Source organism: Trichocoleus desertorum ATA4-8-CV12 (assembly GCA_019358975.1).
Lineage (GTDB): Bacteria > Cyanobacteriota > Cyanobacteriia > FACHB-46 > FACHB-46 > Trichocoleus > Trichocoleus desertorum_A.
Map to the genome: position 1 here is coordinate 14,388 of JAHHIL010000015.1, position 26,383 is coordinate 40,770.

At 50.3% G+C, this 26,383-nt stretch carries 18 protein-coding genes; 12 read left to right on the forward strand and 6 right to left on the reverse strand.

All coding sequences use genetic code 11. The annotated features are described in order from the left end of the window. Nucleotides 1-245: 245 nt before the first annotated feature. Nucleotides 246-392: a hypothetical protein gene (locus KME12_13045; GenBank protein MBW4488708.1), complete on the reverse strand. Its 147-nt coding sequence runs from the start codon at nt 390-392 to the stop codon at nt 246-248. Nucleotides 393-1,189: 797 nt separating this feature from the next. Between KME12_13045 and KME12_13050 the strand changes: the two genes are divergently transcribed. The 11 genes from KME12_13050 (at nt 1,190) to KME12_13100 (ending at nt 21,078) form a co-directional block, all read left to right on the forward strand. Then, nucleotides 1,190-1,429 carry an NAD(P)H-quinone oxidoreductase subunit L gene (locus KME12_13050; protein MBW4488709.1) on the forward strand — a complete coding sequence of 80 codons (240 nt, stop codon included), beginning with the start codon at nt 1,190-1,192 and terminating at the stop codon, nt 1,427-1,429. Nucleotides 1,430-1,453: 24 nt separating this feature from the next. Further along, nucleotides 1,454-1,789, forward strand: a complete 336-nt coding sequence (locus tag KME12_13055) for a DUF3007 family protein (GenBank protein ID MBW4488710.1) — start codon at nt 1,454-1,456, stop codon at nt 1,787-1,789. Nucleotides 1,790-1,902: 113 nt separating this feature from the next. After that, nucleotides 1,903-2,703, forward strand: coding sequence for a tryptophan synthase subunit alpha (gene trpA / locus KME12_13060; protein ID MBW4488711.1), 801 nt, complete (start codon nt 1,903-1,905; stop codon nt 2,701-2,703). Nucleotides 2,704-2,887: 184 nt separating this feature from the next. After that, nucleotides 2,888-3,859, forward strand: a complete 972-nt coding sequence (locus KME12_13065) for a DUF11 domain-containing protein (GenBank protein MBW4488712.1) — start codon at nt 2,888-2,890, stop codon at nt 3,857-3,859. A gap of 295 nt (nt 3,860-4,154) precedes the next feature. Then, the gene (locus KME12_13070) at nt 4,155-7,727 is read left to right on the forward strand and encodes an OprO/OprP family phosphate-selective porin (GenBank protein ID MBW4488713.1); all 3,573 of its coding nucleotides are present in this window, start codon (nt 4,155-4,157) and stop codon (nt 7,725-7,727) included. 40 nt (nt 7,728-7,767) lie between these two features. Continuing rightward, nucleotides 7,768-10,584, forward strand: coding sequence for a DUF11 domain-containing protein (locus KME12_13075; protein MBW4488714.1), 2,817 nt, complete (start codon nt 7,768-7,770; stop codon nt 10,582-10,584). Between the two features lie 263 nt (nt 10,585-10,847). After that, nucleotides 10,848-11,687 carry a FecR domain-containing protein gene (locus KME12_13080; protein ID MBW4488715.1) on the forward strand — a complete coding sequence of 280 codons (840 nt, stop codon included), beginning with the start codon at nt 10,848-10,850 and terminating at the stop codon, nt 11,685-11,687. Further along, nucleotides 11,668-14,706: a CHASE2 domain-containing protein gene (locus KME12_13085; GenBank protein MBW4488716.1), complete on the forward strand. Its 3,039-nt coding sequence runs from the start codon at nt 11,668-11,670 to the stop codon at nt 14,704-14,706. Before KME12_13080 ends, KME12_13085 begins: the two co-directional genes overlap by 20 nt. A gap of 40 nt (nt 14,707-14,746) precedes the next feature. Then, on the forward strand, nt 14,747-15,352 hold the full coding sequence (locus KME12_13090) for a pseudouridine synthase (GenBank protein MBW4488717.1): 606 nt from the start codon (nt 14,747-14,749) through the stop codon (nt 15,350-15,352). Nucleotides 15,353-15,722: 370 nt separating this feature from the next. Then, complete coding sequence (locus KME12_13095; GenBank protein ID MBW4488718.1) at nt 15,723-20,015, forward strand: PAS domain S-box protein; 4,293 nt, start codon at nt 15,723-15,725, stop codon at nt 20,013-20,015. Nucleotides 20,016-20,118: 103 nt separating this feature from the next. Beyond that, the gene (locus KME12_13100; protein MBW4488719.1) at nt 20,119-21,078 is read left to right on the forward strand and encodes a glutathione S-transferase family protein; all 960 of its coding nucleotides are present in this window, start codon (nt 20,119-20,121) and stop codon (nt 21,076-21,078) included. A gap of 288 nt (nt 21,079-21,366) precedes the next feature. On the opposite strand, the gene KME12_13105 is transcribed toward KME12_13100, so the two are convergent. From KME12_13105 to KME12_13125, 5 genes are all read right to left on the reverse strand, one after another. Then, nucleotides 21,367-22,116, reverse strand: a complete 750-nt coding sequence (locus KME12_13105; protein MBW4488720.1) for a DUF928 domain-containing protein — start codon at nt 22,114-22,116, stop codon at nt 21,367-21,369. Nucleotides 22,117-22,349: 233 nt separating this feature from the next. Continuing rightward, nucleotides 22,350-23,300: a prolyl aminopeptidase gene (gene pip, locus KME12_13110; GenBank protein ID MBW4488721.1), complete on the reverse strand. Its 951-nt coding sequence runs from the start codon at nt 23,298-23,300 to the stop codon at nt 22,350-22,352. Between the two features lie 105 nt (nt 23,301-23,405). Next, on the reverse strand, nt 23,406-23,951 hold the full coding sequence (locus KME12_13115) for a pentapeptide repeat-containing protein (protein ID MBW4488722.1): 546 nt from the start codon (nt 23,949-23,951) through the stop codon (nt 23,406-23,408). Between the two features lie 711 nt (nt 23,952-24,662). Further along, nucleotides 24,663-24,938, reverse strand: coding sequence for a GlsB/YeaQ/YmgE family stress response membrane protein (locus KME12_13120; GenBank protein MBW4488723.1), 276 nt, complete (start codon nt 24,936-24,938; stop codon nt 24,663-24,665). 218 nt (nt 24,939-25,156) lie between these two features. Beyond that, on the reverse strand, nt 25,157-25,600 hold the full coding sequence (locus KME12_13125) for a secondary thiamine-phosphate synthase enzyme YjbQ (GenBank protein ID MBW4488724.1): 444 nt from the start codon (nt 25,598-25,600) through the stop codon (nt 25,157-25,159). Between the two features lie 120 nt (nt 25,601-25,720). Here KME12_13125 and KME12_13130 point away from each other — a divergent pair, with 120 nt between their 5' ends. Next, the gene (locus KME12_13130) at nt 25,721-26,383 is read left to right on the forward strand and encodes a DUF2301 domain-containing membrane protein (GenBank protein MBW4488725.1); all 663 of its coding nucleotides are present in this window, start codon (nt 25,721-25,723) and stop codon (nt 26,381-26,383) included.

Here is a 26,383-nt window from a genome sequence, read left to right on the forward strand (position 1 = left end):
TGTGAACTTAAGACTAAAAAACCAGAGCTACAGCACACAATTGCAGGGTTTTAGCTCCAAAGTTGGCGATCGCCTGCCACCAGCAGCGATCAAGGCTGTATTTTTTAGTACTCACTTATTGTAAGTAAAACTAAACCAGCTAATTTACCAGTCATCATAGGGGAGAGCATCAGGGAAATAGTTCACCCCTTCGGATTAAGTTCTATAGTTTCAGGCATGCCTCCTTTGAGGGTAACGCTAGAGCCTCAAAAGATACAAGTCGAGGGCTGAGGAGTGCAGAAATTACGGGTATAGCCAAACTCGTTCTCTAGAGCATCTAGGGCGATCGCCACCTTCAGGCCCACCACAAAAAAGTTGACAGCCAAATCGGCGGCAGGAATTCTACCGAGCAAGTTAATTCAGAGAATTCCTCGTTTATCAGCTTAAACGCTTATTGGCTGATTACATGGGGGTGGAGGGACTTGAACCCTCACGACCTTGCGGTCAACGGATTTTCATTCTCCTGTAGCTTTCGCTACTACCTTCTGCTAGTACTGATGACCACAGAAATTTGGCTTTGAGAATTGGACCCTCCCTTTACCCTCGACTTAACGTTAGGGTAGCTCCCGTCGGGCCTCTGCACCTTCCGATCAGGTTGGACAAATGAGTACAGGGTTGAATTGCAACTCATTGTGGTCTGAATCGGCTTGGCTCAGGATTGCCATGTCTGCCGCTATAACGGCCAGATTTAGGTTTCCCTGAGTTTGAGAGCATCCACTTATCAAATTTCTCTGATAAGGCTCAATTTTTTAAGTCCGTAGCGTCTGCCATTCCGCCACACCCCCGTTAAATGTGCCTTGAACTCACTACATAGTCAGTAAAGAGCTGCTAAGTATTGTGGATGGCATGCTCCACCTCAGCAGACCTGCAATTGTTTTTTGCAGGGCACCTTGTTTATTGGACATCAAATAGGGAATTTATGCAAGATTTCTGGAAAAAATTGCTTGAGGAAGTGTGGCTAGAGGGCAAGTGACAGGGGTAGAGGGCAGAAATCAGGAATAAACAAGCGTGGTTGAGTGGAGATCAATCCAGAGATCAACAGCAAATGATGACTCCACGTAGAATAATGGAAGAGATGCATGTTGCAGCCTTCGTTGAGCTGATGCCGCTTAGGTCAACACCTATTGTTCAGTAGTTTCCTTCAACCTCTATGCTGACTGCACTTTCTTCAAACACTATCTTGTCTTTGGTTCTGTACGCAGCCCTAGGCGGTGCTTACCTGCTGGTTGTGCCCTTGGCCTTGTTTTTCTACTTGCAGAAACGTTGGTATATTGCTAGCTCTTTCGAGCGGGCTTTCATGTACTTCCTAGTTTTCTTCTTCTTCCCTGGCCTTTTGCTTTTAGCGCCGTTTCTCAATTTTCGGCCCCAGAAGCGCCAGATTGAAGCATAAATGGGTTTTTATTGGCAGGCATAGATGCGGCGCATTGACGTTTTCGGAATTGGTCTAGCCATTTTTGTGGCGGGCGGCTTGATGTACTTGCTACTCCAGTTCGTCGGGCTAGATAGCGTAGAGGCCGGCATCTGGAGTCAGGCGGTGCTTGTGGCTGGGTTGGTGGGCTGGTTGCTCACCTATCTGGCAAGAGCACTGACCCAAAAGATGACATACAACCAGCAGGTACAGGATTATCGAGAAGCAGTCTTGCAAAAACGGCTAGAGGAACTGACGCCAGAAGAGTTGGCGAAAATTCAAGCAGAAATTGAGCAGGAGCAGCAATCTTCTACTCAAGACTCAACGCCAACGCAGATCTAAAATCTCGCAGGCTCTGGGAAACTTAGTTGCTGATTCAATGCTGATCAAATTAGGTAACTTACCTAAAATCAGCTAGTTTTTATATTGAGTTAACTCGTAGATAAATTATTCGGATGACATCGGTTTCTCAGTGTTTTGAATCCCTCCGCGATCGCGGTCAATGTGCTCTGATCCCCTTCATCACAGCCGGAGATCCCGATTTAGCGACAACGGCGGAAGCGCTCCGGATCTTGGACCGTAGTGGGGCCGACTTAATTGAGTTGGGGGTGCCTTACTCAGACCCTCTCGCGGATGGGCCTGTCATCCAAGCGGCTGCGACTCGCGCTTTGCAACGGGGCACTCGGCTAGAGGCAGTGCTCGAAATGGTGCGGCAAGTCAGCCCAGAACTCAGAGCGCCGATTGTTCTGTTTACTTATTACAACCCGATCCTGAATCAAGGCATTGAGAACTTCCTCAAGCAGATTGCCGATGCTGGGGTCAAAGGCTTAGTCGTGCCAGATTTACCGCTGGAAGAATCGGAGATCTTAATTCAAACAGCAGCCAATTTAGGGGTTGAAGTCGTGTTGTTGGTGGCTCCGACCAGCCCCAAAGAGCGAATTGAGGCGATCGCTCGGCAAGCCGAAGGCTTTATTTACTTGGTGAGTGTTACGGGTGTGACTGGAATCCGCACTCAACTGGAAGCTCGCGCCCAAGACATCTTGATGGATTTACGCACCATTACCGATAAGCCAATTGGAGTGGGGTTTGGGATTTCTCAACCAGAGCACGCGCGGCAAGTAATGGATTGGGGTGCAGATGCAGTAATTGTGGGCAGTGCCTTTGTCAAGCGTCTAGCCGATGGTACTCCAGCTCAAGGTTTGCAAGCGATCGAAGAATTCTGTCGCAGCCTCAAAATCGCGATTACTTCCGATTAGAACCTACTGGCTTCAGGATATCTGACTGAGGGAGCGATTTGGAGTAACTGTGGCTTCAGAGAAGCGTTAGCTTGCACCTACTGTAATCTTGCGGTAGGTTGAGGAAATTTGTAGCGATCGCCTTCCCCACCTCAGGGACTCTACTAGGAAATCACTTCAACATCTACGAGTTAGAACAAAGCGAATGAAAGGGCTGATACCGCTGTGGCAACACAGATTCTGGCTTGTAACCCTGCTTCTACCCGGAGTTGGGTTACTTCAGGTTCTACCAGGCGTAACTCAGGAGACGCTACAAATTTCCAACACGGGTTCTGTGATTTTCAGAGCACCCAACAGTGACACGCCTAGGACGGTGCCATCTAACCCCACTACGTTTACGGCTGTGACGGATGTAGCAGATTTGGAGGTAGTAAAAACGGGCGATCGCTCTGCCGCCGAACCCGGAGATACCGTTACCTACCGCTTGCTCGTCCGCAATACAGGTACAGCCGCTATCAACAGCTTAGTCGTGCAAGATGTGTTGCCCTTAGGCATGCAATTCACTCCTAAGTCTCTGCAAGGTACAGTGGGCAGTAGCACAACTACAACCCCAGTCGCTCTGCCAGAGCCAACCCTTAATAACCGTACGATCGCGATCGCCGTTCCCAACGGTCTGGCACCCCAACAAACCCTCAGCCTCACCTACTCCGTGGTCTTGACCCCTGACGCGATTCGAGGCAGTGGTCGCAACTTAGCTTCTGCGATCGGCAACACTGGCACCCGTGAGATCAGAAGCAACACCGCTAGTTTCCTAGTCCGGATTCGCCCTGGTATTTTGTCTGATTGCGGCACCATTCTGGGACGAGTCTTTGTGGATAAAAACTTTGACGGCGAACAGCAACCCGGAGAACCAGGAGTTCCCAATGCTGTAGTCTTTATGGATGACGGCAACCGTATTGTTACTGATGCTAACGGCTTGTTCTCAGTTGCCAACGTCATCGCTGGAAATCGCACAGGAGCGCTGGATCTCACTAGTCTACCAGGGTATACCCTCGCACCGAACCTTTACCGCATTGAGGCCAACAGCCAATCTCGTCTGGTTCGTTTGGCACCAGGTAGCTTAGCCCGAATGAATTTTGCAGTAACTCCAGCCTTTGGAGAGCAGTCAACTCGGTAATCTAGCTTTGATTCAATAATGATTTCCTGAGTAGCACCTGTAAGGTTTGACAGCTGCCTATAGAGACTGATAGTCTATTGCCTTTGCTACATCTCTCCGTAGATGTACTTGGACAAAAGCTCCGTCTTAGCCAGGACTACTGCCCGGACTGCTTCTGCCTACTGCCATCGGGTGTTCCTTTATCTCATGCTCGGCTCCGGTTTCGGAGCATTATTTTTAGCGATTCGCTGATTGGCGGACCAAATATATGAGAGGGACAGCTCTTTCGAGCCAGACGATCATTCGTCTAAGTTTATTGACAAGCACTATAGGAACACTGGGGATTACGGCTCCTGTTCATAGCACAGAGGTTTTCCAGCCTTCAAACTTACAATCTCAATTTCTGTTACAACCACCAGAGTCTCCGAAAACAACATCTGGGGTTGCGTTTACCTTTACGGATGCTCACCCGCTCCATCCGGACAAAGTCAATTTTGCGATCGCGAATTCTTCTGGACTGGCATTTAATAGTGAACCTACCTCAAGCCTCAGTGACACTGAAGCTCCGACTGTAGTTGCCCCTGTTTCTAGCGTAGCGCTGCCCTCGACCACCTCATCCCTAACAGCTCAGGCACCTGAAAATTCTCAAGAATCTCAAAGTCCCGAAGCCTCGGAAGCACCCACTAATAACAATCCAACCAGCGGTAACACTGAGACCACGGCTCCGACGCTTCCAGCAGCTAGAATTTCTCAGAGCCGCACGATTCGCCTAGAAATCTCACCTGTGGACGATCCCCGTGTGGTTGCCGATGGTCGCTCTACCGTCACACTTCAAGGCCGCCTTCTAAATCAGCAAGGTGAGTTGCTTTCGGTCAATGCGATCGCCACGCTCACTGCTAGTGCGGGTCAATTCGTTGGAGCTGATCAAGACCCAGATCGCCTTGGTTTCCAGGTGGTGGTGCAGCAAGGGCAATTCACCGCTCAACTGCAATCCACCCTAGAAGCCCAGAAAGTCAGAGTCCGAGCCGCTGTAGACCTGGAAGACGAGTCAGATTCGTCAGCGCCAACCGAAACTTTACTACAACCCAGCGGAGGAATTGCCACTCCTACCGGGCAAATAGAAGAAATTGAAGCCTACACCCAAGTTGAGTTTATTACCAACCTGCGGCCTTCGTTGGTGACTGGCTCAGTTAACCTGCGGATTGGCCCAGGGGGCACCGACTTTTACGATAGTTTTCGCGACTTTTTAGACCCAGAACTGCTCGATGATGACACTCGCGTTGATGTGAATGCGGCGGTGTTTGGCATTGGTGCAGTTGGGGAGTGGTTGTTTACTGGAGCCTATAACAGCCAGCGATCGCTAAACGAAACTTGTGACGGCACCAATCGGCTGTTCCGAGATATCCAGTTTTGCGAGCAGAATTATCCGGTTTACGGCGACAGTTCCACCTCTACTTACCTCACGCCTTCTACTGATAGCGTCTACCTCCGCTTCGAGCGCACGTCTCCCGTGGCAGGAGCAGAGCCAGACTATGGCATGTGGGGCGATTACAACACTCTAGAGTTTGCCCGGACTTCGCAGTTATTTACAGCGACCAATCGCCAGTTGCATGGTTTTAAGGGCAACTACAACCTGGGCAATCTGCAAGCCACCCTGTTGTACGGCAACAACATTCAAGGATTTCAGCGAGACACCCTGGTGCCCGATGGGACAAGTGGTTACTACTTCCTATCTCGTCGCTTAGTCATCCCTGGCAGCGAAAACGTTTTTCTCGAAACTGAAGAAATTAATCGTCCAGGCACCGTCCTAGAGCGGAAAGCCTTAAATCGCGGCCCTGATTACGAAATTGACTACGATCGCGGCTCTTTGATATTCCGTCGTCCGATTCTAGCGGTAGAGCTGAACCCCCTAGGCCAAAGCTTAGTCCGTCGCATTGTCATCACTTACCAGCACGAAACCGCTGGCGACGGCGACACCAATCTCTACGCCGGACGGCTCCAGTACAACTTCTCCCGTAAGTTCGATCGCGAAAGTTGGACAGGGTTCAGCTATTTACGCGAAGATCAAGGCGCTCAAGACTTTGAACTGTACGGCCTCGACTTCTTCTTCCCCCTTGGCACTGATGGACAACTGATGGGGGAGGTGGCGCGTTCCAGTTATGACTCGCTATTTCGCGGCAACCTCACAGGTTCGGCCTACCGCCTAGAACTCTCCGGCAAGATCACTTCGGCGATCGCAGGCCAAGCTTACTATCGATCAGTAGATGAAGGCTTCAACAACAACGCGACTGTTAGCTTTACACCAGGGCAAACCCGTTATGGCGCAGCGCTAGCAACTGCTCTCAGTGACACCACTAAACTTAGCTTCTTGTTCGATCGCGAGACTAACTACGGTATTGCGCCGCTGGTACGCACCACCATCCCGGATTTGTTTAACCCTGCGCCTGAGCCAATTCCGGGCAGCGCCGTCAACAATACCTTAACTACATTCAGCGCTGGGGTTCAGCAAAAGCTCGGCTCAGCAGACTTAAGTCTGGAATGGGTGAACCGCGATCGCGAAGACCGAGCCACCCCAGAACTGTTTGAAGGTGATGCTAGCCAATTGGTCTCCCGCTTTGCCCTGCCTTTAACAGAAAGTCTGACGTTCAAAGCCCAAAATGAACTGAATCTAGGCGAAATCGACCCGCTTTATCCCGATCGCACCACCTTTGGTTTAGATTGGGCAGCTTATCCAGGTGTGACGGTTCGCTTAGCGCACCAATTGTCGTCAGGTGGCTTGTTGGGGGATACCTCCATTACCAGCCTCGATACGATTCTGGAGCATTACTTATCAGAAAATACCAGCATCACAGGGCGCTACTCAGTCCTAAGCGGATTCAATGGCTTCACCGGACAAGGGGCTGTTGGCTTAAATCATCGCTGGGCGATCGCACCGGGACTGCGCTTAAACCTGAGTTATGAGCATATCTTTAGCAATTTGCTCGGACGCACCGCCGCAGGAGAACGATTTGCTCAACCCTTTGCCACCGGGCAAGGTGCAGCGGCGTTAGGCTTGCTTTCTGGAGATAGCTACGGCGTGGGTCTGGAATATACCGATAATCCTAACTTCAAGGCCAGTGCTCGGTTTGAGCATCGTACCTCCTCAGCGGGCAGCAATACGGTTATTTCGGCAGCCGCAGCGGGCAAAGTTTCTCCTGCCCTCACAGCGTTGGCCCGTTACCAACAAGCGAGTGCTTCCAATCAGCTCCTAGCAGTTTTGGGCGATACTGCAAATTTCAAGCTGGGACTTGCCTACCGCGATCCTCGTAGCGATCGCTTTAATGCCCTGTTGCGCTATGAGTACCGCCTCAACCCTGCCACTTCCCCGGAAACCTTTCTGTTTGGGCGACGCGATGACGACGCGACCGATCATTTATTTGCCGCAGAAGCGATCTACGCCCCAGATTGGCGCTGGGAGTTCTACGGCAAGTATGCACTGCGAAACAGCACCTCCTACCGCGCCCAAGACCTATCCAACACCAACACCATTTCTTTGGCGCAATTACGCACCACCTACCGCTTGGGCTACCGGATGGATGTAGCCGGGGAGGTACGTTGGCTCACTCAACCCGCCACCGACTACAGCGAACTGGGTTGGGTGGTGGAAGCGGGCTACTATCTCACCCCAAATCTGCGACTCGCTGCTGGTTATAGTTTCGGAGATGTAGACGATCGCGACTTCAACGGCGATCGCTCCCGTGGTGGCTTGTACTTGGGCTTGAACCTAAAACTGAATGAGCTGTTTGATGGCTTTGGTCTGCAAAAAACAACTCCCCGTCAGCAACAGGAATCGCAAGTTAACCCTACTGCCTTCGCTCCCGTTGCCCCTACACCAAATACAACTCCATAGCACCGCCAGCAATCAGTCAGAGGAGTGAATTAATTTAGCTATGTCTGCCATACCAGCGTTGCACCGCCTAACTCGCGTAGCCCTCATCATCCCCTTCGTTGTGGCTAGCCTCGAACCTTTTTCAAAAAAAGCGATCGCCCAAGTACCTTCCCTGGGAGCCAAATGTCCAGTGGGTACCACGCTAGCGGCTGACAACCTAGTTTTCAACGGTAACTACAACATCTTAGGCGGGGGATCTGAACCAAACATTAACCCAGCCGCAGGCTTTAGCAGCGATTTGCCGTACCGAGGCGATGCAGTTTACCCCGATGACCGAGGGGTCAACGGTCCATTGGGACCACGGGGTCCGCGAGGTGGCATCTCAATTCAGACTGGCCCTGTCACTTATGCAAATGGGGTCGTGGTCAGTAGGCAAGCAACGCCTGTTTTTCCAGGAGATCCTGAGAATGGAGCACCTCCATCCAACACGTTTCTTTATTCCAACCCTAACCAGGATTTGCAGGGGAACGAGATTTCACCCAATCCTGGGCCTGGAGAATTTTCTGATCCTGCGATTTGGCAGCAAACAGTTACTGTTAGTCCCAGCACCACCTACAACTTTATTGCCTATTTTGACAATCTCCTGAGCGCTACTGCTGACCCCAACGCCGCTGATCCTCAAATTCAATTACAGATTAGACGGGGGAACACTGCCTCTAACCTGGGCCCCCAGATTGCCGTACCTCGTAGTGTTCCCAATGGTCTAGGCGGTGAATGGCTACCTGTACAATTCTCATTTACGACGCTGCCCACCGATACAAACATTACTCTGGCGATCGTGGATCGCGCCAATACAGTCAGCGGTGATGATTTCGGTCATACCGCGATCGGCCTGCGGCAGTGCATTCCTAATGTTGGAATTGCCAAACAAGCGGGAACAGCTGTTAGTAATCCCGATGGCACCTTTACTGTGCCTTACAGCCTTACTGTCCGCAACTATGGGGTCGATGCCATTACAAATGTGCAAGTGACGGACGACTTAGCCGCTACTTTTGCCAATGCAGCTGGCTTTGCCGTTTCTGGAGTTCAAAGCCCAACCTTAAGCGTTAACCCTAACTTTAATGGCAGCAGCGATCGCAATATCCTCGCTCCTGGCAATACACTCGCTGCAACTGGGCAACCAGGTGACAGTGCCACCATTACCTTCAACATCACTATCACGCCCGGAACAGGACCCGAAGGACTTGGTCCCTTCAACAACAGTGCGATCGTTACCGGAAATGCAGGCGATGTCACGGTTCAAGATACTTCTGATGCAGGGACTAATCCAGACCCCAATAGCAACGGCATCCCAAATGAGTCAGGAGAAAATGACCCTACCCCAGTGACTCTAGTTGCAGCCCCTAAGCTGGGTGTTGCGAAGCAAGCAGGGGCAGTCGTTGACAACGGGAATGGCGTCTTCACTGTGCCCTATACCGTCACAGTTAGCAACTTGGGCAATGTCCCAATCAATAGCCTACAACTGGCCGAAAACCTCACTACAACGTTTGGGCCTCCTAGTACTTTCACCATTGCTACGGCACCGACTAGTCCCACTCTGGCAGTCAACCCTGCCTTTAATGGCAACAGTGACCCTAACCTCTTAGCGGGCACCACGGCCTTAGCAGTCGGACAAACTGCCACTGTCACTTTTAGTGTGCAAGTAACACCTAATGGTCAGCCCGGTCCCTTCCCCAACACGGTTCTAGGCACTGGCCAAGGACCAGGAGGTACAGACATTCGTGACGAATCCACCAATGGCATTAACCCTGACCCCAATGGCGACACTAATCCAGATGAAAACCAGCCTACACTTGTCAGCTTCACTGAAACACCCAAGCTCGGTGTTGCCAAGCAAGCAGGAGGAGTTATCAGTAACAGCAATGGCGTCTTCACCGTGCCCTACAGCGTCACCGTCAGCAACCTGGGCAATGTCCCGATCAACAACTTACGACTGGTAGAGAACTTAACAACGACCTTTGGACCTCCTACTACCTTCAGCATTGCTACTGCTCCCAGCAGTGCAACTCTGGCTGTTAATCCTGCCTTTAACGGTAACAGTGACCCCAACCTCCTGCCTATCAACACGACCTTAGCAGTTGGGCAAACTGCCACTGTCACTTTTAGTGTTCAAGTCACAGCCAATGGCCAGCTCGGTCCCTTCCCCAACACAGTTCTAGGCACTGGCGAAGGGCCAGGAGGTACAGACACCCAAGACGAATCCACCAATGGCATTAACCCTGACCCCAATGGTGACGGTAATCCAGATGAAAACCAGCCAACTGTGGTTCAGCCAGAACCACTTCCTGTAGGAGAACCGCAGCTAAGATTACTAAAGCGGATTACAGCTGTGGAACAGCGTGGCAGAACTCAAACCTTCGATCGCTTTTTTGATGATCCGACCGACCCCAACGACACGGCAGCGGGCTGGACTCAATTAACTCCTATTGGAAATGTCAATTTACCTAGCACACTTTCTTTACGGAGTGGAGATTTAGTCGAGTACACACTCTACTTCCTCTCAGACGGAACAGCACCCGCCACGGCTACTAGCCTCTGTGACCCAATTCCCGTCGGCACCACCTTTGCTCGCGATAGCTTTGGGGTAGGTAATGGGTTACGACTCAACCAAGCGAGTGCTGAGAAGGCACTGACCAATAGTGTAGATACGGATGAAGGCAATTTCTTCACACCTCTAGCGCCTCTCCCCAACGGCAATGCTTGTCCTGCCAGTGCTCAAAATAACGCTAATGGGTCTGTCATTGTCAACTTAGGAGAAATTTCTAGCACTCCTGGCCAAAATTTTGGTTTTGTGCGCTTTCGAGTCAGGATTGATTGAGGATAGAGAGCGATCGCCCAACCCCAACACCCCAGCAAAATCTTTAACAAGTGTATTCTTTACAATCCTTGTAAAAGATGTAACAGCCTAGCTGTAGTGATACGGTAACAACTGGGCATGATCAGAGAATAGCTAGTGTTAACTTCTGCACTGGCGATATTGAGCTGTACAAACAACATCGAACCAATCTGATAGCCTGAGGGACCATTGCTCGGTTCGATGTCGTCAACAACGTCAATAAGCTGAACACTGAGGAACTGGCTTTGAAACGGACTTGGGTGCAATCACTTCTCCTATTTGTATTAGGAATCAGTCTGCTAACAATGGCTGACCTAGCGATCGCTCAATCCTTAAAAGTCCGCGTGAATCGCTGGCTAGAGGTACGGCAGATTCAAGGAACCGTCAGTCTGTACCAAGGTCAAAAATTGCAACCAGCTAAAAATGGCAGTCGCATCCAAGCGGTAGGTGATGGGGTTCAAACGGCTGCTAAATCCAGCGCTGTTTTAGCCGTAGATACTGGGATTGGCTTTATTAAAGTTTCCGAAAATACCAATATCCGAGTTTTACAACTAGAACGGCTAGCTAGTGGCGGCCAAGTGACGCGGCTACAGGTGACAGGGGGACAAGCCCGCCTACAAGTAAGACCCTTCACCAATCCTAATTCGCGCTTAGAAATTCTCTCACCTGCGGGTCTGAGTGCAGTGCGTGGCACTGAATTTGGCGTGAGTGTGCAGCCAGATGGCAAAACTGGGGTCGCCACCTTAGAAGGCAAAGTAGCCGCGATCGCTCAAGGAGCCAGCGTCCCCATTCAAGCTGGGTTCCAAAGTTTGGTCATCCCTGGAGAAGCACCCTTACCTCCCACCCCATTACGAGAAGATACTCGATTGCAACTCCAAGTCTTGGAGGCCGTAGGCAATAACCAAGCGCGAATTGCTGGACAAGTGGATGTTGTTAATCTGGTATTAGTGAACGATCAACCCCTCAGCCTCGATCGCGAAGGTCAATTTGATGTCAGAGTTGCACTGCCGCGCCAGCGGCGGATTCGGGCTGTAGTCAGAACTCCCTTGGGAAAACAGCAAATTTATGAATTGGCAGTTCCGTGAATGGGGATGGCGGCTGCTACCTGGTGGCATCACTGCCCTCATTGTGGTTGGGCTGCTCAAGGTAGGAGCCTGGCAACCTTTAGAACAGTTGTCCTATCGGCTGTTATTTCGGCTGCGGGGAGACCAAGCTTGGGATGAGCGAGTGGTGGTTGTTGCCATTGATGAACCCAGTCTCAAAAAATATGGTCTGTTTCCTTGGCCCCGACAGTACCACACCCAGCTATTGCAGCGCTTAACCAAAGCAGAACCGAGCGCGATCGCCTTTGATGTCATTCTGTCAGAACCCACTCCTCAAGATGCCAAATTAGCAGCAGCAATGCAGCAGCAAGGCCATGTCGTGTTAGCCCAAGCATGGGACTATCTCGGCACTCCTTTACACATCAGCCCACCCCTAAAAACTGCCGCAGTTGACGTTGGCCATGTGGCCAAACAGGAGGACGCAGATGGCGTGACTCGCAGCATCCAACCCCAAGTGAAAGGCGTAGCAGCTCTCGGATTAGTGGCGGTGCAAGTGTATTCCTTAGTTCAGGAACCCGTTCAACTACCACCGCTGAATCAACCGCTATGGGTCAATTGGCCGGGTTCAGCCCAGCGAATTCAGCAATATTCTTATGCTGCCGTATTGCAAGGGCAAGTACCTAACACTGCCTTTAAGAACAAAATTGTTTTAGTGGGCATGACAGCGATTGGGTTTGATCCACTGCCTACCCCTTTTAATCGCAATCCCTCTGCCAGTGGGGTGCATCTCCACGCAGCAGTCATTAGCAATCTCTTGCAGCAGAATTGGTTGCGCCGTCCCCCGCAAAGTTGGAGTTGGCTATTGCTGTTAGCTGGCCCTGGTTTGAGCTGGGTGCTGAGCCGTTGGAATACCAGCCAGCAAATTGGCCTCTGGATCGGCATCTGTCTGGGCTGGAGTCTGGTCAGCTTGCTGGTGTTTAAGGCGGGCTATTGGGTACCCGTCGCTGCCCCTTTGATCTTAACCACGGTCACCACAGGGGTTGTAGTTCTGCACGATCGCCTTCGGGTCAACTCTTTACTCCAAGCGAGAAGTGAGTTTCTAGCGACCATGAGTCACGAAATCCGCACGCCCATGAATGCAGTCATTGGCATGACAGGATTGTTACTTGATACCCCTCTTAGCGAGCAGCAGCGAGACTTTGTAGAGACGATTCGCAGCAGTGGAGATGCGTTGCTGACCATTATTAATGACATTCTAGATTTCTCTAAAATTGAATCTGGCAAGCTAGAGCTAGAGGAGCAACCCTTTGAATTACGAACCTGTGTGGAGGAGTGTTTAGACCTACTCGCTTCCAGGGCTTCTGAGAAAAATCTAGAGCTAACTTATTGGATTGATCCAGCCGTACCACAGCAACTGATCGGAGATATTACCCGGATTCGGCAGATTTTGGTCAACTTGCTGAGTAATGCAGTGAAATTTACCCATGCTGGAGAGGTCGTGGTTTCTGTTAAGGCGGGTTTCGCCCCTAACCAACGATTGCAAAGGATTGAGCCACCATCCAGCTTGAAAGACGGGGGCAAGGTCTACGAAATTTGTTTTGCGGTCAAAGATACCGGGATTGGTATCCCACTCGATCGCCTCGATCGCTTGTTTAAATCTTTCAGCCAAGCCGACTCTTCTACGACTCGGCAGTATGGTGGCACGGGTCTGGGGTTGGTCATTAGTCAACGCCTCAGCCAGATGATGGGCGGTCGGATGTGGGTAGAAACTCAATTGGATCAAGGCTCAACGTTTTATTTCACAGTTTTAGCGCCAGCCGCACCAGACTTAGCCCCCTTGAATCTAGCCAGCTCTCAAGCCCAATTAACTGGGAAGCGGCTGTTAATCGTCGATGACAACGCCACGAACCGACGAATTTTGTGTCTGCAAGCGCAGTCCTGGCAGATGCAGCCTGAAACTGTAGATTCCGGTACTGCTGCTTTGGCATGTTTACAAGAGCAGCCATCGTTCGACCTGGTGATTTTAGATATGCAAATGCCAGGGATGAATGGCCTGACTTTGGCAGATGCGATTCGCCAGTTGCCAGGGTGCCAAACCTTGCCCTTAGTGATGCTCACGTCTCTAGGCCGACCGGAAGTGAATGCTCAGGCGATCGCCGCTAAGTTTGCCGCCTTTCTGACTAAGCCTGTCAAACAAACCCAGCTTTACAATGCGCTCTTGCAAGTCATGGGAGCCCAACCGATTCTAACTAGCCATGCTCAGCCTCTCCCTAAGTTTGATCAAGGCTTAGGCGATCGCCATCCCCTCCGCCTGTTGCTGGCTGAAGACAATGTGGTGAATCAGAAAGTGGCCTTACGCCTGCTAGAGAAAATGGGCTATCGCGCAGATGTGGCAGGGAATGGCCTGGAAGTGCTGGATGCCTTACAGCGCCAAACCTATGATGTGGTACTGATGGATGTACAAATGCCAGAAATGGATGGCTTGACGGCGACTCGACAGATTCATCAGCATTGGTCTCCCAGCCAGCGTCCCCGACTGGTTGCGATGACCGCAAATGCGATGCAGGGCGATCGCGAAGCTTGCCTAAAAGCAGGCATGGACGACTATATCAGCAAACCCATTCGCACCGAAGAATTGATGCAAGCGCTCTTGCGTTGTCCCTCTCACATAGTTTCTGCGGTGGCTAGCTCCACATCGGCTACCGCAGTCGTGATCGATCCCCAAGCGCTAGAGGCTTTGCGAGAGTTGGGAGGGGAGGAAGCAGACGCGCTTTTACAAGAAATTATTGATACTTATTTAGAAGACACTCCTAAACTGCTACAAGCGATCGCCGCCGCTTTAGAGAGTCAAGACGCGATCGCCCTGAAGCATGCCATCCATACCTTGCAAGTGACGAGCACCCATATCGGTGCAGTAACCCTCTGTGAAGTGTGCCAAGACTTACAGGCTACTCAAAACGCTGAAGACCTGAATCCTGGGGAATGGTTGGCTCGCCTAGAAGCAGAATATCGAAAAGTAGTCGTCGCTTTGCAAGCAGAGCATCCACAAGTGCGAGCCTAATAAGAGACAATAAGGGGTCTGGATTCTGTGCTAAATTTTCGTGCCTTATCGTTACCTGCTGTTCTATAAGCCGTACGACGTGCTGACGCAATTTACAGACAATAGTGCTGAAACCCCTCGTCAGACTCTCAAAAACTATATTCCAGTCCCCGGAATTTACCCAGTCGGTCGCTTGGATCGAGACAGCGAAGGCTTGCTCCTACTGACCAATCACGGTCAACTACAACACCGCCTCAGTGACCCGCAATTTCAACATCCGCGTACTTATTGGGTGCAGGTAGAGCGAGTCCCCGATGCCGCCGCTTTAGCTCAATTGCGCCAAGGCGTGACGATTCAAGGCTACCAAACTCGCCCTGCCCAAGTGACATTACTGCCAACGGAGCCTAATTTGCCCCCCCGCGAGCCACCCATTCGGTTTCGTAAAAATGTCCCGACTGCTTGGTTGGACATGACCTTAACAGAAGGCAAAAATCGTCAAGTGCGTCGCATGACCGCAGCGGTGGGGTTTCCGACTCTGCGCCTGGTACGAGTTGCGATCGCCCACCTCCAATTGGCAGGGCTAGAGCCAGGTCAATGGCGGGACCTCACTCCGCCAGAGCAGACATGCTTACAACAGCTTTGCTTTCCGAGAGCAAAACTTAATTAACCAGAAACCAAGGTCGGCAGTTAAATAGATACAATGGGGCATCCGTAGAAATATCGTTAAACTGCTTTATAACCACTCAAATCTAGAACTCGTATTGCAGGATTTGAGTATGTTGATGTCCCCGACCACCAAACTCCGTCACCCTGATTATCCGTAACCCTGATTAACAGTCCGCCTGGCGGGTGCAAGACCTCAACCCAGTGGATCTAAGGCTAAGTAGCCATTGTGAGGGACTGTGAGTCAGAAGTCGCTCAGGATAGTTCTCGATTGGCGTTGCTAAGTATATATAACTAAGCATTTTGATCAAATAGTTTTGTCGTTTTAGTCTCACCTCATCATTCGCTCTGCACTTCATCCGTCAGTTGAACCAATGACTTCTGATCCACAACCGTACTGGTGCCAGTTTTCGTCTAGATCAGCCGCTTCAGGTGAGTTGCCATCCCCTAACTTAGGTGCTAAGTATCAAGTATTTTCAGCCAACTCGCACCCAATTAGTGTGGAAGTGCAGCAATATCGCCCGTCATACAAACAAAGCTCCTCAATTCAGCTTGCTTTAGACGCCACAGGCACCATTGCGACGGTGAACCCGCTAGGTGCAGCCTGTCTGGGTTACACCGTACAGGAGTTGATTGGCAGCTCAGTTTTTCACCTATTCCACCCGGAGGATCAGGATTTTCTGCGGATAAAGTTAAATGAGTGTTTGCAAAATGTCAGACCTCCGTCAGCAGGAGTAAAGACAGAGATTGCTCACAATCACTACTGGGAATTGCGGCAGATTTGTAAAAATGGACGGGTGATATGGGTGAAAGCTTTTGTACAACCAGAAGCTTTTGCGCAACCAGAGGCTTTTGGACAACCAGCTATAGAACCAACTATCAACCTTGAGGGTAGCTGCCCTAGCGATTTGCTTGGGGCGACCGTGCAACTATTGTGTGAAGACATTACTGAGTGGAAGCAAGCCGAGGCAGGACTGCAACAAGAACGCAACTTCATTGCGGCTGTGCTCGATACTGTCGCCAACTTAATTGTCGTCCTAGACCCTCAAGGACAGATCATTCGCTTCAATCGAGCCTGCCAACGCGTAACTGGATACACATTTGCTGAAGTCAAAGGCATTCCTTTCTGGGATATTCTGCTGTTGCCAGAAGAAATCGCAGGTGTCAAAGCTGGCTTTAGTCAGTTACAAGCTGGGTTGTTTCCTAACGAGTACGAAAATCACTGGGTTACGAAGACAGGTATCCCTCGCTTAATTGCTTGGTCTAATACAGCGATCGTAGATGGTGACGGCAAAGTTGAATACATGATTGGCACTGGCCTGGATATTACGGAGCGGCGACAAACAGAATTGGCCTTGCAGCGATCGCAACAGCAGCAATACCAGCATCTGGTGGATTCAGTAGAGGGTATTGTTTGGGAAGGCGAAGCTGACAGTCTCCAGTTCTCCTTTGTCAGTCCCAAAGCCGAACGAATTCTAGGCTATCCCCTCGCCGATTGGTTAAGAGATCCGCAATTTTGGCTCAATCATATTCACCCAGACGATCGCACCTGGGTAGTCGAGACTTGTCATCGGGAAACTCAAGCGCGACGAAACCACACGCTAGAATACCGCATGATCGCCCAGAATGGGCAATTGGTATGGTTCAGAGACATGATTACGCTCGTACCTGACACCCAGCCTTTACAATTGCGCGGAGTCATGCTCGATATCACTGAGCGCCGCCAAGCAGAAATTGCTTTGCAAATGAGTGAGGCCCGCTATCGAGCAGTGGTCGAGCAAGCTACAGAAGGAATCTTCTTGGTTGATGTGGAAACCAAACGGTTACTAGAAACCAACGCCGCCTGCCAAGGCTTATTGGGCTATAGCGCCGAGGAACTGTCAGCCTTGACTCTCTACGATGTAGTCGCTCACGATCGCGCGGACATTGAGCGAAATATTCAACAAGTTTTGGCTCAAAAGCGTTATTTCATCGGGGAGCGGCAATATCGTCGTAAAGACGGCTCCTTGATTGAAGTGGAAGTGAGTGCCCATGTCGTCAGCAACCACTACTGGTCATTTTTGTGTGTCGTCGTTCATGATGTCACAGCTTATAAGCAAGCAGGAGCAGCCTTAGAGCAATCCCTGGCATTGCTACGTGCCACCCTGGAGTCTACTGCCGACGGCATCATGGCCATTGGAGCAGATTGTCAAGTGTTGTGTGCCAACCGCAAACTGATAGAAATGTGGGGAATTTCGGAGGAGTTGATGGCCCCCTCGCGGGGTGAAGAGCGCTTGCAATTCTTGGCCGCTCAAATAAAAGATCCCAATATCTTCTTAACCAAGATTCAAGCTGTACAAAGGCAACCTGATGCAGAAGTGCAGGACTTGATCGAATTTAAAGATGGCAGAGTGGTCGAGCGCTACTCTAAACCGCAACGCTTAGGCGATCAAATCGTCGGTCGAGTGTGGAGTTTTCGAGATATTACTCAGCGGCAGCAAGCAGAAACGGCGTTGGCCCAAAGTGAAGCCAAATGGCGATCGCTGATTCAAAACAGTTCCGATATTATTGCCATTCTGGAAGCTGATGGAACGGTGCGCTATCAAAGCCCCGCAGTTGAACGCGTCATGGGGCACTCGCCGCAGGAATTAGTGGGCAGGAACGCGCTAGAACTGATTCACCCCGAAGATGTGGAATATGTGGCTCAAGCCTTTAGAGACTTGATCGCAGGCGTATTACCCTCACTCTCCATTGAGTTTCGCTTTATGCACCAAGACGGCACTTGGCGCTTTGTGCAGTCCACTGGGATGAATCTGCTAGACGATCCGTCTGTCATGGGCATTGTCACCAACTCACGAGACATTACCGAACGGAAACGAGCTGAGCGAGCTTTGCAAAAGCAGACCGATCGCGAACGCTTAATGCGATTAATTGCCCAACGCATCCACCAGTCATTGAACTTAGAAGAAATTCTCAATACGACCGTTGCCGAGGTGCGGCAGTTTCTCAAAACCGATCGAGCGATTATTTTTCGATTTAACCCGGATGGTAGCGGGGTCGTGAGTGTGGAGTCGGTGACAGAAGGGTGGAAACCTATCCTGGGTCGGGTGATTCACGATCGCTGTTTTGCTCCCATTGCTGGCCGAGCAACACGTCGCCACACCATCCGAGCGATCGCTGATCTCGACGCTGCTGAGGTTGCTCCTTGCTATGTCGAGATGTTGGCTCCCTTACAGATAAAAGCCAGCTTGGTGGTGCCAATCTTGCAAGGTGAGCAGTTGTGGGGCTTATTGATTGCCCATCACTGTAGTGCGCCTCGGCAGTGGTTGCCACCAGAAGTGAATTTCCTAGAAGAGTTAGCGACTCAAGTAGCGATCGCGATTCAACAGTCGGAGCTATATCAGCAAGTGCAACGACTCAATTCGGCCTTGGAGTCGCAAGTGGAGGAACGAACTGTCCAGCTCCAGCAAGCGCTCAACTTTGAAGCCATGCTAAAGCGGATTACGGACAAAGTGCGCGACAGCCTAGACGAAAGCCAAATTTTGCAGACAGCGGTGCGGGAACTGGCCTTGGTGTTGCAAGTCGCCTGTTGTGATACAGCACTCTACGACGCTAACTACACCACTTCCACGATCTGCTATGAGTACACCACTTCTCTCCCCGCATCCTGGGGGCGAGTGTTGAAAATGGCAGATTTCCCTGAACTGTATAGCCAACTCTTGCAAGGACAATATTTCCAATTTTGCGAAATCGTGCCCAATCCTTGCCGGGATCGCGTATCAATGTTGGCTTGCCCGATTTTTGATGACCAAGGAGCGATCGGGGATTTGTGGCTGTTCCGCTCTAGAGAAGCAGCATTTAGTGAACTAGAAATTCGCTTAGTCCAGCAAGTGACCAATCAATGCGCGATCGCCATTCGCCAAGCCCGACTCTATCAAGAAGCACAAGCTCAAGTCCGAGAGCTAGAGAAGTTAAATCGGCTTAAAGATGATTTTCTCAGTACGGTTTCTCACGAATTGAGAACTCCGGTTTGCAACATTAAAATGGCGATCCAAATGCTGGAGTTGAGCCTCCAACGCGAAACCTTTCTCCCTCAGGCATCCAGTAAAACTGCTCGCTATTTGCAGGTCTTGAAAGATGAGTGCAACCGGGAGATTAGCCTGATCAACGACTTGCTCGATTTGCAGCGTTTGGAGGTAGGCAGCCAACCACTAACTCTAGAAATTATCCAGCCCCAAGAGTGGATTCGAGGCGTTGTCCAACCCTTTTATGACCGAGCTAGAGGGCGGGAGCAGCGCTTGCGACTAGAATTACCAACGCGCTTACCTCCTATTCTTTCCCATGCTTCCAGCTTGACCCGAATTCTGGCGGAGTTGTTGAACAACGCCTGTAAGTACACCCCGCCCGGTGAAGAGATTGTAGTCTCTGTCCATGCAGCGCCGGGGCAGGTGCAACTCAAGGTCACTAACTTTGGCGTCGAAATTCCGGCGGCGGAGCTACCTTATATTTTTGACAAGTTCTACCGAGTGCCAAGCACAGACCCGTGGAAACAAGGTGGAACAGGCTTAGGACTGGCTTTGGTCCAAAAACTCGCTGAACATTTGGGAGGCACCATTGCAGTAGAAAGTGCAGCGAGACAAACCTGCTTCATCGTAGAACTGCCTCTGACTCCTACCCAAGTGGGTTAAAGATAAGCCCGAACAAAAATTTTGCCGTAGTTCATAATCAGAGAAAGAGAGGTGGCTTGAACTCAGGTCACTGCAATTGACGCAACAGGAGGTCAGCATGGGTCTGGGTATGTTGGTGAAAGGCCAATGGATGACAGAGAGGGAACAAGAAGACACTCAAGGCCGCTTTTTAAGACCCTCCACCACCTTCCGCCATCAAATTACTGCTGATGGGTCTAGTGGATTCAAGGCCGAATCCGATCGCTACCATCTCTATATTTGTTGGGCTTGTCCTTGGGCACACCGTACCGCTATCATGCGCCAACTGAAGGGCTTAGAGCCTGCGATTACCCTCTCAGTCGTTGATCCAATCATGGGAGAAGAGGGCTGGTTTTTTTCGGATTATCCTGGCTCTATTCCTGACACGGTAAATCAGACAAAATATTTGCGCGAGGTCTATCTCAAAGTAGAACCTGATTATACGGGACGAGTCACAGTTCCGGTGTTGTGGGATAAGCATACTAACACCATCGTCAACAACGAATCCCGCGAAATCATTCGCATGTTAGATACAGAGTTCGGGGCGATCGCTCAAAAAGAGACGAGCTATTATCCAGAAAATCTGCGATCGCAAATCGAGCAAACCATTGATGCCATTTACCAACCAATTAACAACGGGGTGTATCGAGCTGGGTTTGCCACTCAACAGTCAGCCTACGAGGAAGCCGTCACGGAATTGTTTGACGCCCTCGACCATTGGGAGCAAGTCCTGAGTCAGCAACGGTATCTCTGTGGCGATCGCCTGACGGAAGCAGACATTTGCATGTTCACAACGTTGCTACGGTTTGATGCGGTTTACTACAGCCACTTCAAATGCAATCTGCGACGGATTGCCGACTATCCCAACTTGTGGAACTACCTCAAAGACATTTACCAATACCCAGAAGTCAAACCTACCTGCTACTTAGACCACATTAAGCTGCACTATTATAAGAGCCATCCCAAGGTAAACCCCACTGGCATCGTCCCCAAAGGCCCCATTATTGACTTTGATGCGCCTCACGATCGCGATCGTTTTTCGTAGAGAATCAATGCAAAAATTTTCCGCAGGTGGAAGAACGCGGTAGGGGTTTAGCATTTGGACATAGATGGAGGCACAAAAAACATCATATATCGCTCCAAATGCTAAACCCTTCAAGGGATAGCGTGGCTAGTTGATTGCATGAACTTTGCACTGGGCATAACATTCAGGTTAAAATCTAGTACTAACGTTGTACTTTGATAGCTGAATGCTATGCCCCTACAGGTTGCTAGAGGATATACATCCTGCTGAGGAACTGCGGAATGAGGAATTGATTGCCTACACTTGCGGCTACTTCTGAGCAAGATCGATGGGTTCGAGGGCGGAGAACTGCACCAAGGGTTCTCTAGTGACGCGATCGAGACCAGCGGATCTTAATAGATTAACCCAATCCTTAGCTAAAGCGGCATCGCGAGGAGCAGAGCGGCGCAACTGGGCCAAGGTATTCAACGCTTCGTACCAAAAACCCGATTGCTGGTAGAGAGCAACGCGATCGCGAGGGCTGGCCTGCCGCAACTGCTGCACCAAAGCAGGATTGGGGTTGACATGTTTGATCCATCCCATCACAAAAGGATTGCCTGATTTATCGGGTGCCACCTCATCGCAAATGACTGAGAAAAACCAACGATAGCTTTTGCCCGCTTCTAGCCCGGAGGTAGCAACAGGGGGCAGTTTGAAGCTCGTAACACCTGGTTGCCCAGCGAGCCGCAGTTTCGTTCTGTAGACCTGTTGTTTGTTTTCGTTTTGCAAAACGAATTCAGCGGTTTTAGCAGCGGTAGGCGGAACGTGGAAAAAGAGCGTGGGAAAGCGCTCTGTGGTGAGACCTTTAGTTTGTGCCGCCGGAATCAGAGCCGTAATCGAGTTGCGTCCCAGGCAAGTTCCAGGTCGAGAACCACCCGAAGTACGACCTCCTGGCCCATCTTTGACGGATGGCCTGACTGAGTTGGCGATCGCTGACATAGGCAGGGCCAGCGGTGCTAAGGATGAAATGAGAGCTACACAAACGGCTGTGAGGGTTGCATACGATTTTGTCCGGTACATATATAGTGCTCTCCCTGGATGACAACATGACAGCAGCGATACTAAATGACGGACAACGAATTAAATCCCTTTCACTTCTCCGAAGGTTTACAAAAGTCTTACGAGAGAAAAGTGAATCATCCGGATTTCTGACCCAAAAAAGACAAAATCCGGATAGCAGGAATTTGGGCGATCGCTGCTGAGTTCGCTTAGAGGTAGCATTCACTGTTTTACTGCTCTAACCAACACCTCTTCTAAGATTGAGCCGCAAATTTATCGGTAGCCTCCAGCAAAGCGGTGCGAATTCCTGGTTCCATCATCGAGTGTCCTGCATCTGGCACCACAATAAACTCTGCTTCTGGCCAAACTTGATGCAATTCCCAAGCCGAAATCATCGGGCAGACTACATCATAGCGACCTTGCACAATCACCGCCGGGATATGGCGAATTCGACCGACATTCTGAAGCAGCTGATCTTCTGGTTCAAAGAAACCGCGATTAACAAAGTAATGGCATTCAATCCGAGCAAAGGCATCGGCAAAGTCGGACTCTGCAAATCTGGCTTGCAGGTCTGAATCGGGATAGAGCTTACTCGTAGTCGCTTCCCACACCGACCAAGCCCGAGCCGCTTCAAGACGCACCTGTAGATCTGGACTAGTCAAACGCCGATGATAAGCCGCGATCAGATCATGCCGTTCTGCTGGCGGAATGGGTTGCAGATAGGCTTCCCAGGCATCGGGAAAGATATAGCTGGCTCCCTCTTGATAAAACCATTGCAACTCTTTTTGACGCAGCATAAAGATACCGCGCAAAATCAGACCCAGACAGCGTTCTGGATAGGTTTGGCTGTAAGCCAGGGAGAGAGTACTGCCCCAACTACCACCAAACACAACCCATTGCTCAATGCCCAAATGCGATCGCAGTTTTTCAATATCCTCGACGAGATCCCAAGTGGTGTTCTCTCTCAGTTCGGCATGTGGCTTGCTGCGACCACAGCCTCGTTGATCAAACACAACAAGCCGCCACTGATCAGCATCAAAATATTGGCGATAGCGAGCAATACTGCCACCCCCTGGCCCCCCATGTAGAAACACAACTGGCTTGCCTTGTGGGTTGCCAGACTCTTCAAAATAAAGCGTATGCAGCTCGGAGACTTGTAGTGTTCCGGTACGATAGGGTGCGATCGCGGGATAGAGGTCACGAATTTGAGCGGACATGAAACTATGCTCTTGCTGGACGTTCCCTAGGGTAAGAGCGATCGCTCTCTAACCACAAGCCGCCACAAGTTCAGCATTCGATCAAGCCGCTCCCTAGGTGGCTAAATTACTGTCGCCCCCTTCCAAAATCGTGCCTTCTAAATTTGTTTCCTCTAGATTCGCACCGCTCAGGTTGGCTTCCTCTAAAGAGGCTTGATGTAAATTAGCTTGGTGGAGGTCTGCGATCGCCAAATCCGCCCCACTCAAGTCTGCCCCTTCCAAATTCGCGCCACTCAAATCTGCTTGTTGTAACCGCGCATGACTCAGATCGGCTTGGACAATATTGGCAACTTTTAGGTCAGCCTGACTTAAGTTCGCACCGTCTAGAATCGCGCCTTCCAAGGTAGCTCCGTCTAAGATGGCATCCCTGAGATCGGCTCCGCTCAAGTCTGCTTGAGTTAAATCTGCGCCGTTGAGGTCGGCTCCACTTAAATCCGCATGACTGAGGTTGGCTCGGCGTAAGTTGGCCCCATCTAAGGATGCACCCGCCAGCAGGACTCCGTTGAGATCAACCCCTTCTAGGACTGCCTCACTGAGAGCGATCGCACTAAAGTCTCTTTCCCCCGCTGCATATCTCTGCATCAGTTCTTCAGCACTCATATCTCCCTCCTTTCGCTATACCAGCAAAGACCCTAGCCACCCTAGAAAGGATATTTTCGCTTTCTCAAGCGATTCAATCCACAAAATGTCGTACTGCTTGAGCCGTTGCTTCCACCCTAAAACAAGCTCAGGGAAGAAACATCAGACCCAAGACACAGCCCAGCCATAACGCTTTCAGCGGTTTCAGACTCAGGCGATCGTAGCGCCGTACACTTAAATGAACCATTATGTAAAGCCATCAACTACTTCTCTAGAGTGACGCCAAAAATGCTTTAGCTTAACAAGCGCAAACTAGAAACGCTCAATGTCAAACTTACTAAGCCTAGACAGGAGTTGGAGGCAAGGGCAGCTAAGCGTTCATCTTCAGGAAGAGGCTAGGACACATCTAGACTCAGCTAGCTCTCATCCTTAGTTAGAGAGACTGACTCAACCATCGACGGACGAATAGCCAACCTGAAATGATTTAAGTTGTAAGAGAACCTAAAGGTTCCAAGCTATTAATGTTCATTTTGCTGTAGCTTTTACTGTACGTTAAGTCGGTAGAAGCTACATTTCTGTTAATTTCTACTTGTTAATTTCTACCTGTTAGTTTCTATTGGGCCTATATGCACTTCTAGACATAGCAAAAGCCCCTGTATTAAACAGAGGCTTGATTAGCTATCGATTATTCAAGAAGGTTGTGTCTTCTGATCATTTCAGAACTGAGTGAATTTAGTGAACACTGCTACGGCTAGTGACAGCGTAGTAGATGAACAGAGCCACAATTGCACCTAAGACGGAGACCACAATACCACCAATACTCAAGCCAGCAGCTCCTAAGGCCAGGCTCCCCGTGGTTAGGAAGGTATAGAGCGATCCACCCAAGAATGCACCGATGATTCCTAAGATCATGGTGCCAAGAATGCCACCACCTTGACGGCCAGGATAGATAGCTTTTGCAATAGCACCCGCAATCAAACCTAATACGATCCAAGCCAAAATATTCATTGTTATGTCCTCTTCAGTAAACAAGTGTTGTGCAACAAAGCGTTAAAAATCTTTCTTGATTTCGCATTGCGCGTTCTTATTGCTCTTAGATTAGCGGTTTGGCTAGGGCTGATGGCACTATCAGAAGGCTGAACCCCTGTCATGCTTGAGTGATAGTCTGAGACTGTTGAGGCTCTACCTATACGTAGAGTGAGTGTGAGTAAAGTGCTTAAAAAGCTCTAAGCTTCACCAGAAATTTGACAGGATACTGTGCGATCGCGGGGACCATCCAATTCAAAAAACAGGATTGATTGGTAAGTGCCCAAAGCCAACTTCCCCTCTACCACTGGAATCACCTCACTCGTGCTCAGAGTCAGGGCCATGAGGTGAGAGTGCGCATTCAGGGGTTCGTCTTCCGGAATGTTGGGTCGTAAATGCAAATCATTATGCAAGTAGCGATCGCCCACTGGTGCTAATTTTTCGAGATAGGTTTTGATGTCTTCTAGCAATCTAGCTTCATATTCGTTAATAGCTAGAGCCGTAGTGGTGTGGCGAGAAAATAATAATACTTGCCCATTTTGAATCGGGGTTTCTGCTAATAGAGCGGCGATTTGCGGAGTAATGCTGTGGATGTTGATGCCCTGACTGGTTCTTACTTCAATCAGTTTGTGGATGATTGGCATTTGCTCTCCTTTGGATGCAACCACTCTATATTGAAGAGGATTGGGGCACGCACACTCTCAGTCCCCTCTAAAGGGTTGATCGATTGTGCTGTAAAGCCTTAGTGACAGGGAGGAGATAATATGACCACTGTGAATTTGGAACCAGACGTTTATCAAGGCCAGTTTGGGGAATTTACGATTACGGAGAGCGATCGCCAGGGTGTAGTGATTTATCGAGCAGGACTGACAGTGGCGGCTTGTTGTTTCGCGCTTGGGACTGCCTTGGTGCTGCGCTTTGGCGATGAACCAGGAGTTGTGTTGTGGCTAACGCCGCTCTATGCTGGCTTTTCGCTGGCATTAGCAGTTAGCTTGCTAACCATTCATATCTATCTAGCGCCGCTGCATCGAGCTTTGCAAGCATTCTGGGTCATTGGCAGCCTCAGTGCGATCGCATTAGCTTTGCGGGCAGAGGAACCGCTGGCTAGTTTTGTTTATAGTCAGCCCCTGAGCTTATTGGGCATTGGCTTCACGTTTGCGGCTTTGACTGGGATCTTTTTCAAAGAAGCCTTTTGCTTTAATCGCACTGAGACAAAGGTCTTGACCCCACTGATACCGATTCTGCTACTAGGGCATATGGTGGGAATTCTGCCACCTCAGGGAGAACAAGTCCTGTTGGCTGTGTGGGCTGCGTTATTTCTGGTGTTCGCCTGTCGCAAAACCATCCAGCCCATTCCACCCGATATCGGAGATAAATCTGTCTTTGATTATCTCCATCAGCAGCAGTTGGCAAAAGCCGAAAATTAG